6 protein-coding genes and 1 pseudogene are annotated in these 7,162 nt (G+C 74.0%); all 7 read right to left on the reverse strand.

Translation table 11 applies throughout. From position 1 onward, the window contains the following. Positions 1–65: 65 nt before the first annotated feature. Positions 66–1,811, reverse strand: a complete 1,746-nt coding sequence (gene recN, locus AB0B66_RS26655) for a DNA repair protein RecN (protein WP_360535006.1) — start codon at positions 1,809–1,811, stop codon at positions 66–68. 129 nt (positions 1,812–1,940) lie between these two features. Beyond that, complete coding sequence (locus AB0B66_RS26660; RefSeq protein ID WP_360535008.1) at positions 1,941–2,846, reverse strand: NAD kinase; 906 nt, start codon at positions 2,844–2,846, stop codon at positions 1,941–1,943. After that, positions 2,847–3,668: a TlyA family RNA methyltransferase gene (locus AB0B66_RS26665; protein WP_360535010.1), complete on the reverse strand. Its 822-nt coding sequence runs from the start codon at positions 3,666–3,668 to the stop codon at positions 2,847–2,849. Between the two features lie 5 nt (positions 3,669–3,673). Then, complete coding sequence (locus AB0B66_RS26670; RefSeq protein ID WP_360535012.1) at positions 3,674–3,901, reverse strand: hypothetical protein; 228 nt, start codon at positions 3,899–3,901, stop codon at positions 3,674–3,676. Then, on the reverse strand, positions 3,898–4,764 hold the full coding sequence (locus tag AB0B66_RS26675; RefSeq protein WP_360535014.1) for a hypothetical protein: 867 nt from the start codon (positions 4,762–4,764) through the stop codon (positions 3,898–3,900). Before AB0B66_RS26675 ends, AB0B66_RS26670 begins: the two co-directional genes overlap by 4 nt. Before the next feature lie 96 nt (positions 4,765–4,860). Continuing rightward, positions 4,861–5,646, reverse strand: a pseudogene (locus AB0B66_RS26680) (HAD-IIA family hydrolase); the annotation flags it as partial. Further along, positions 5,643–6,536, reverse strand: a complete 894-nt coding sequence (locus tag AB0B66_RS26685) for a tetratricopeptide repeat protein (RefSeq protein WP_360535024.1) — start codon at positions 6,534–6,536, stop codon at positions 5,643–5,645. The gene AB0B66_RS26685 and the pseudogene AB0B66_RS26680, both read right to left, overlap by 4 nt. Between the last annotated feature and the right edge of the window lie 626 nt (positions 6,537–7,162).

Genomic DNA, 7,162 nt, shown 5'->3' on the forward strand with positions numbered 1-7,162 from the left:
GACGCGGCGAGGGCGGTGCGCGCCACCCGGGGGTGGGGCGCACCGCCCTCAGCGGTGGTACGGGCTCAGGCGGCGCGTTCGCGGGCCGCGACGGCCAGCAGTTCCTCCGCGTGCGCGATGCCCAGGTCCGAGTCCGGCAGGCCGGCCAGCATGCGGGCCAGCTCACGAGCCCGCTCGGTCTCCTCGACGACACGCACGCCGCTCGTGGTGATCGCGCCGCCGGTGTCCTTGGCCACCACCAGGTGGCGGTCGGCGAACGCGGCGACCTGCGGCAGGTGCGTGACGACCAGCACCTGGTGGTTGCGGGCCAGCCGGGCCAGCCGCCGTCCGATCTCCACCGCGGCGCGGCCGCCGACACCCGAGTCGACCTCGTCGAAGACCAGCGTCGGCGGGCCGCCGACACCGGCGAACACCACCTCGATCGCCAGCATCACCCGGGACAGTTCACCGCCGGACGCGCCCTTCTGCAGCGGCAGCGCGGGCGCACCCGGGTGTGCCAGCAGGCGCAGCTCGATGTCGTCGGCGCCGTCGGGGGTCACCCCGGACTCGACTCCCTCGACCACGAGGCTGATGTCACCGGCGGGGCGCGGCACGACCAGCACCGAGATGCGGGCGTGCGGCATGGCCAGCCCGGCCAGCTCCACGGTCACCTTGTCGGCGAAGCGGCCGGCGGCCTCCAGCCGCGCCGCGCGCAGCTTCGCGGCCAGCTCGGCGACCTCGCCGGCGAGCCGGTTCATCTCCCGCTCCAGCTCCTCCAGCAGCTCGTCGGAGGTGTCCAGCGCGGCCAGCCGGGACCGGGCGTTGTCTGCCCAGGCGATGACGCCGTCGACGTCGTCGGCGTACTTGCGGGTCAGCGAGCGCAGCGCGGCGCGCCGCTCGTAGATCTGCTGCAGGCGCGCCGGGTCGGCGTCCAGGCTGGCCAGGTATGTCGAGAGCTCCACCGAGACGTCGCCGAGCAGCGACGCGGCCTCCTCCAGGCGGGCGGCGTACTCCCCCAGCTTCGCGTCCACGGTGGACTGCGACTCCAGGGTGCGCCGGGCCGTGCCGACCAGGCTGGTCGCGTCCTCGCTGTCGGTCTCGCCGCCGCCCGCGATCGCCTGGTGCGCGATGTGCGCGGCAGTCCGCAGCCCCTCGGCGTGCTCCAGCCGCTGGGCCTCGGCCCGCAGCTCCTCATCCTCGCCGGCCTGCGGGTCGACCCGCGTGATCTCGTCGAGGCCCAGCCGCAGCAGGTCGGCCTCCTGCGCCCGGGTGCGCATGTTGGCGCGCCGGTCGGCGAGGTCGTCGGCCACGCCTCGCCAGCGGCCGAACAGCTCCTTGAACTCCACCAGCAGCTTCTCGTGCTCCGGACCGGCGAAGCGGTCCAGCGCGCCGCGCTGCTCCGACGGGCGCAGCAGGCGCAGCTGGTCGGACTGGCCGTGCACCGCCACGACCTGCTCGCCGACGTCGCTGAGCAGCGACACCGGCACAGTACGGCCGCCCACGTGGGCCTTGGACCGGCCCTCGACGGTGACGGTGCGGCTCATCAGCAGCGTGCCGTCGTCGTCGCCCTCGGCTCCGGCCTCGGCCACTCGGGCGGCCACGGCACTGGCCGCGTTGCCCGCCAGCCGCAGTCGGCCTTCGACGGTGGCGCGGCCCGGCTCGGCCCGCACCCGGCCGGCGTCGGCACGCCCGCCGAACAGCAGCCCCAGCCCGGTGACGACCATGGTCTTGCCGGCACCGGTCTCACCGGTGATGACATTCATGCCACGGGTCAGCGGGAGGGTGGTGTCCTCGATCACGCCGAGACCGGTGATACGCAACTCTTCCAGCACAGCAGATGACAGTAGCCCGCCCCTCCGACAGTGTCACGCCGGGCCGCCGAGGCACCTGCCGATATGGGAATGTTCCGCACCATCGAGGACCCGGTCGCGGCGCGGCTCGCCGGCCGTCGGGGTCCCCCGTCAGTGGCCGGTCGCGTGCCGCTGCCCGTGCGCCCGCCAGCCCTCCACCGGCAGCCCGAACTTGGCCACCAGCCGGTCGGTGAACGGCCGCGGCCGCAGCCGCGCCACCCGCACCGGCAGCGCCCCGCGCCGCACCGTGACCTGCGCGCCCGGTGCGAGACTGAACACCCGGCGGCCGTCGCAGCTCAGCAGCGCGTGTTCGGTGTACGGATCGATGGTGATCTGGATCGTCGAGTCCGGCGCGGTCACCAGCGGGCGGCTGAACAACGCGTGCGCGCTGATCGGCACCAGCAGCAGCGCCTCCACCCGCGGCCACACCACGGGTCCGCCGGCCGAGAACGCGTACGCCGTCGAACCCGTCGGCGTGGCGCACACCACACCGTCGCAGCCGTAGCGCGACAGCGGGCGACCGTCCACATCGACCAGCAGTTCGAGCATGCGCTCGCGGCTGCCCTTCTCGACGCTGACCTCGTTGAGCGCCCACGACTCGGCGATGACCTCACCGGCCAGTTCAGCGGTCACGTCGATGGTCAGCCGCTCCTCGACGCTGTACTCCCGCGCGACCACGTCGCGCACCGCCGTGTCCAGGTCCGCGATCTCGGCCTCGGCCAGGAAGCCGACCTTGCCCAGGTTGATGCCCAGCAGCGGGACGCCCTCCGGGCGAGCCAGCTCCGCCGCGCGCAGCAGCGTCCCGTCACCGCCCAGCGCGAACACGATCTCCGCGCCCTGGGCCGCGCACGCGCCCGACATCGGCGTCACCCCGGACAGGTCCAGGTCCTCGGCCTCCTCGGCCACCACCCGCACGCTGAACCCCGCCGCGATCAGGTCCCGCGCCACGGTGCGGGCGTGATCGGTCGAGTCCTTCCGGCCGGTATGGGTGACCAGCAGCGCCACGCGCTCCGTCATTCAGTCCTCCGTGTCGGGTGCGTTCGGCACCCCAGCCTCCACCACGGCGCGGATGTCGTCCACCGCGGGGGCGGGTGCGTCACGCCGGAACCACACGAAGAACTCCACGTTGCCCGACGGACCGGGCAGCGGGCTCGCCGTCACCCCGGCCACGCCCAGCCCGAGCGTGCCCGCGGCCGCGGCGACGTCCAGCACCGCCTCGGCCCGCAGCGCCGGATCGCGCACCACACCGCCGGCGCCGACCCGCTCCTTGCCGACCTCGAACTGCGGCTTGACCATCAGCACCAGGTCGCCGTCGGTGCACGCGGCCAGCGCGGGCAGCACCAGCCGCAACGAGATGAACGACAGGTCGGCCACGGTCAGCTCGACCACCCCGCCGATCACCTCGGGCGTCAGCGTGCGCACGTTGGTGCGCTCGTGCACCTTCACCCGCTCGTCGGTACGCAGCGACCAGGCGAGTTGGCCGTAGCCCACGTCCACGGCGACGACCTCGGCCGCGCCGCTGCGCAGCAGCACGTCGGTGAAGCCGCCGGTCGAGGCGCCCGCGTCCAGGCAGCGGCGGCCCTCGACGGTCAGGCCGTGCGGCGTGAACGCGGCCAACGCCCCGGCCAGCTTGTGCCCACCCCGGGACACGTAGTCGTCGCCGGTGGACTCGCCGACCACGCGTACCGCGTCGGCCGGGTCGACCATGGCCGCGGCCTTGTGCGCCACAGAGCCCTTGACCTCGACCCGGCCCGCGGCGATCAGCTCGCCGGCATGGTCGCGGGAACGGGCCAGCCCGCGGCGGACCAGCTCCGCGTCCAGGCGGGTACGTCGTGCCATGTGCGTCAGGCCTCGATCGCGGTCAGGACTTCCCGCAACGTCTTGTGCGCGGCCTCGTACGCCGCCAGCTGCTCGGCCAGCGGCAGATCGGCGGTGTTCGCCACGGCCCGGACCGCCGCGTCCACCGCGTGGTGGCCGGTCGGGCCGGGCATGAGCGTCGCCGGTGTCGGCATCGGACGCGGCGCCGGCACCGCCGACGGCGAGAACGACAGCGGCAGCTGCGGTGAGGTCACGCGGTCGCCGCCCTACCGGCGGGGGCCTTCTTGGCCGCGGTCTTCTTGGCCGGAGCCTTCTTCGCGGCCACCGGCACGTCGGGTGCGGAGCTGAACGCGACCGGGGCCACCGGCTCGGGGCTGCCGGACGTCGCCTTGGCGACGGCGTCGATCGCGGTGGCGGCGTCCACTCCGGCGACGGTCTTCGCGGCCTTCTTCGCCACGGTCTTCACCGGCTTGCGGGCCGCCGCGGCGCCCTTGATCGGGGCCTCCTGGGCGGGTTCCGCCTTCGCCGCTGGTGCCTTCTTCGCCGGCGCGGCCTTCACCACGGGCGTGGTCTTCTTGACCCGCTTGGCGACTGCCGCCGGGGTGGTCGTGACGGGCTCCGCGGGCTTGGTCTCCTCGGCGGCCTTCGCCGGAGCAGTCTTCGCCGGAGCGACGGCCTTCTTGGCGATGGCCTTCTTCGCCACCGGCGCGGTCGCGACCACCGGGCTCGCGGCGGCGGAGGAACCGTTGGTCGTGGACGCGGGCCGGTCGGCCTTCGCCTCGCGCAACTGGCCCTCGAGGTCCTCGATCCGGGCGGTCAGCGTGGCGACCTCCTCGGCGGTGGCCAGGCCGACCCGGCCGAGCGCACGGTCCAGCTCCAGCCGCACGATGCGGGTGATCGCCTCACGGTTCTGCAAGCCGGTGGTGACCAGCTCCTCGGCCATCGTCTGCAGCTGCGACGCGGTGGCGCCGCTCTTGCCGAGCAGCTCCTTGGCCGCCTTCTTGACGGTCTTCTCCGCCTTCTTCTTCGACGCCTCGGTCAGCCCGAAGGCCAACTCCAGGTACGCCTTCACCACGTCCTGCACGGGTTCGCCCGACTTGCTCGCCACAGCGGTCACCACCTCTCCTGCCGACTGATGCCCGGTTCGGGACGCCGTTAGCGTCCCGTACCGTTCCGCGGACCAACGCTACAGTGCCGGAACCGCAGGCGCAGTGAACAGGCCCCCCAGATCGGCTGCCACGTACGTCGGACGCAGCTGGCCGCTCGCCGCGGCCGCCTCCACCGCGGTCGAGACTCCGGTCAGCACCAGCAGGCTGTCCATGCCCGCCCGGTGCGCCCCGGCGATGTCGGTGTCCAGCCGGTCGCCGACCACCAGCACCCGCCGCGCCGACGCCTGCGCCGCCGCGGTCGCGAACAGACCCGGCTCGGGCTTGCCCACCACGACGTCGGGCTCCCGCTCCAGCGCGTGTGCCAGCAGCGCGACCAGGGAACCGTTGCCGGGCAAAGGCCCGCGCAACGTCGGCAGGGTCCGGTCGGTGTTCGTCGCCATCCACCAGGCCCCCGCCCGGATCGCGACACACGCCTCCGCCAGCTGTTTCCAGCCCAGGTCCGGGCCGAAGCCCTGGACCACCGCGCGCGGGTTGTCGTCGGCGCTGTCGACGGGCCGCAGGCCGACGTCGGTCACCTCACCGCGCAGCGCGGGCGCGCCCAGCACCAGCACCGGCGCACCCGGCTCCAACCGCTGCGCCAGCAGCGCCGCGGCCGCACCGGCCGAGGTCAGCACCTCCTGCGGCTGGGCGGCGATGCCCATGCCCCGCAGCAGCGCCGCGACCTCGGCCGCACGCCGCGACGCGTTGTTCGTCGCGAAGCGCACGGCCATGCCCTGATCCCTGAGGCGCGCCAACGCATCGACCGCCCCGGGAATGGGGCGGTCGATGAGGTACAGCACGCCGTCGAGATCGAATATGACTAGGTCATAGTTCTCGACGAGCGATGTCACTTGTCTGTTTCCGCCTTCGTCGCGGGGGTGTCGACGGCAGCGGCCGTGGGCTTCTCGTCGAAGTCCTCGAGGTCGTCGTCGTCCTCGTCGGCACCGCCGTCGCGGTCCTCGTCGTCGTCATCGTCCTCGTCGTCGAGGTCGTCGTCATCCTCGTCGTCGTAGTCCTCGCCGTCGAGGTCGTCGTCGTCCTCGTCCTCGTCGTCCTCGTCGTCCACGGCCTTGGCCGAGGCGGCGCGGTCGGCGGGCTCGTCGTCCACCTCGGGCTCGTCCTCGATCTCGACGCCGTCCATCTCGAGCAGCCGCTCAGCCGCGTCGGTCACCGCGTCGGTATCGGCGGCGGCCGCCTTGGCGAACCACTCCCGAGCCTCCTCGGCACGCCCCGACGCCAGCAGCGCGTCCGCGTACGCGTACCGCAGCCGCGGCGACCAGTCCTCGCTCGACTCCACGGTCAGCTCGCGCACCTGCAGCATCGCCGCAGCCGCCTCGTGCTGGCCCATGTCACCCCGGGCGCCCGCGGCCACGATCAGCAGCTCCAGCGCCTCACCCTGGCTCAGCTTGTCACGCTCGACACCGCGGAACAGGTCGATCGCCTTCTCCGGCCGGCCCAGCGCCCGCTCGCAGTCGGCCAGCACGGCCAGGTGCGTCTGCCGCCCCGTCATCCGGTGGTACGTACGGATCTCCGCGATCGCGCTCGCCCAGTCACCCGTCTGGTACGCGGCCAGGCCCACGGCCTCACGGACCACCGCGATGCGCGACGCCAGCCGGCGGGCGGCCAGCGCGTGCTCCAGCGCCTGCTCCGGGTCGTCGTCGATCAGCTGACCGGTCGCGACGAGGTGCCGCGCGACGGTGTCCGCCACCGGCTTGGCCAGCGAGAGCAGCTCGGCACGCACCTCGCTGTCGAGGTCCGCCGCCGTGATGTCGTCGGGCAGCGCGGGACCGGGACGGCCCGTACCCTCGAACTCGCGGGTCTCGGCGCCCTCGGCGGACCGCTCGCGGTCGCCGCCCTCACGGCGCTCGGCGGGGCCGCTGCCGCTACGGAAGCCGCCCTCGCGACGGTCACCGGACGGACGGTCGCGGTCGCCGCCCCGGAAGCCGCCCTCACGACGGTCGCCACCGGGCCGCTCGCGGTCGCCGCCGCTACGGAAACCACCCTCACGGCTGCCGCCGGAACGGTCGCCGTAGCTCGGACGGTCGCCGGTGCGGGAGAACCCGGCACGGTCACCACCCGAACGGAAACCACCCTCGCGGCTGCCGCCCGTGCGGTCGCCGTAGCTCGGACGGTCACCGCCGCTGCGGAAGCCGCCCTCACGACGGTCACCACCGGCACGGTCACGGTCGCCGCCACGGAAGCCGCCTTCACGGCCGCCGCCGGTGCGGTCACGGTCACCACCCCGGAATCCGCCCTCGCGGCTGCCGCCGGTGCGGTCGCCGTAGCTCGGACGGTCACCGCCGCTGCGGAAGCCGCCCTCACGACGGTCACCACCGGCACGGTCACGGTCGCCGCCACGGAAGCCGC

Source organism: Catellatospora sp. NPDC049111 (assembly GCF_040648615.1).
GTDB classification, from domain to species: Bacteria; Actinomycetota; Actinomycetes; order Mycobacteriales; family Micromonosporaceae; genus Catellatospora; species Catellatospora aurea.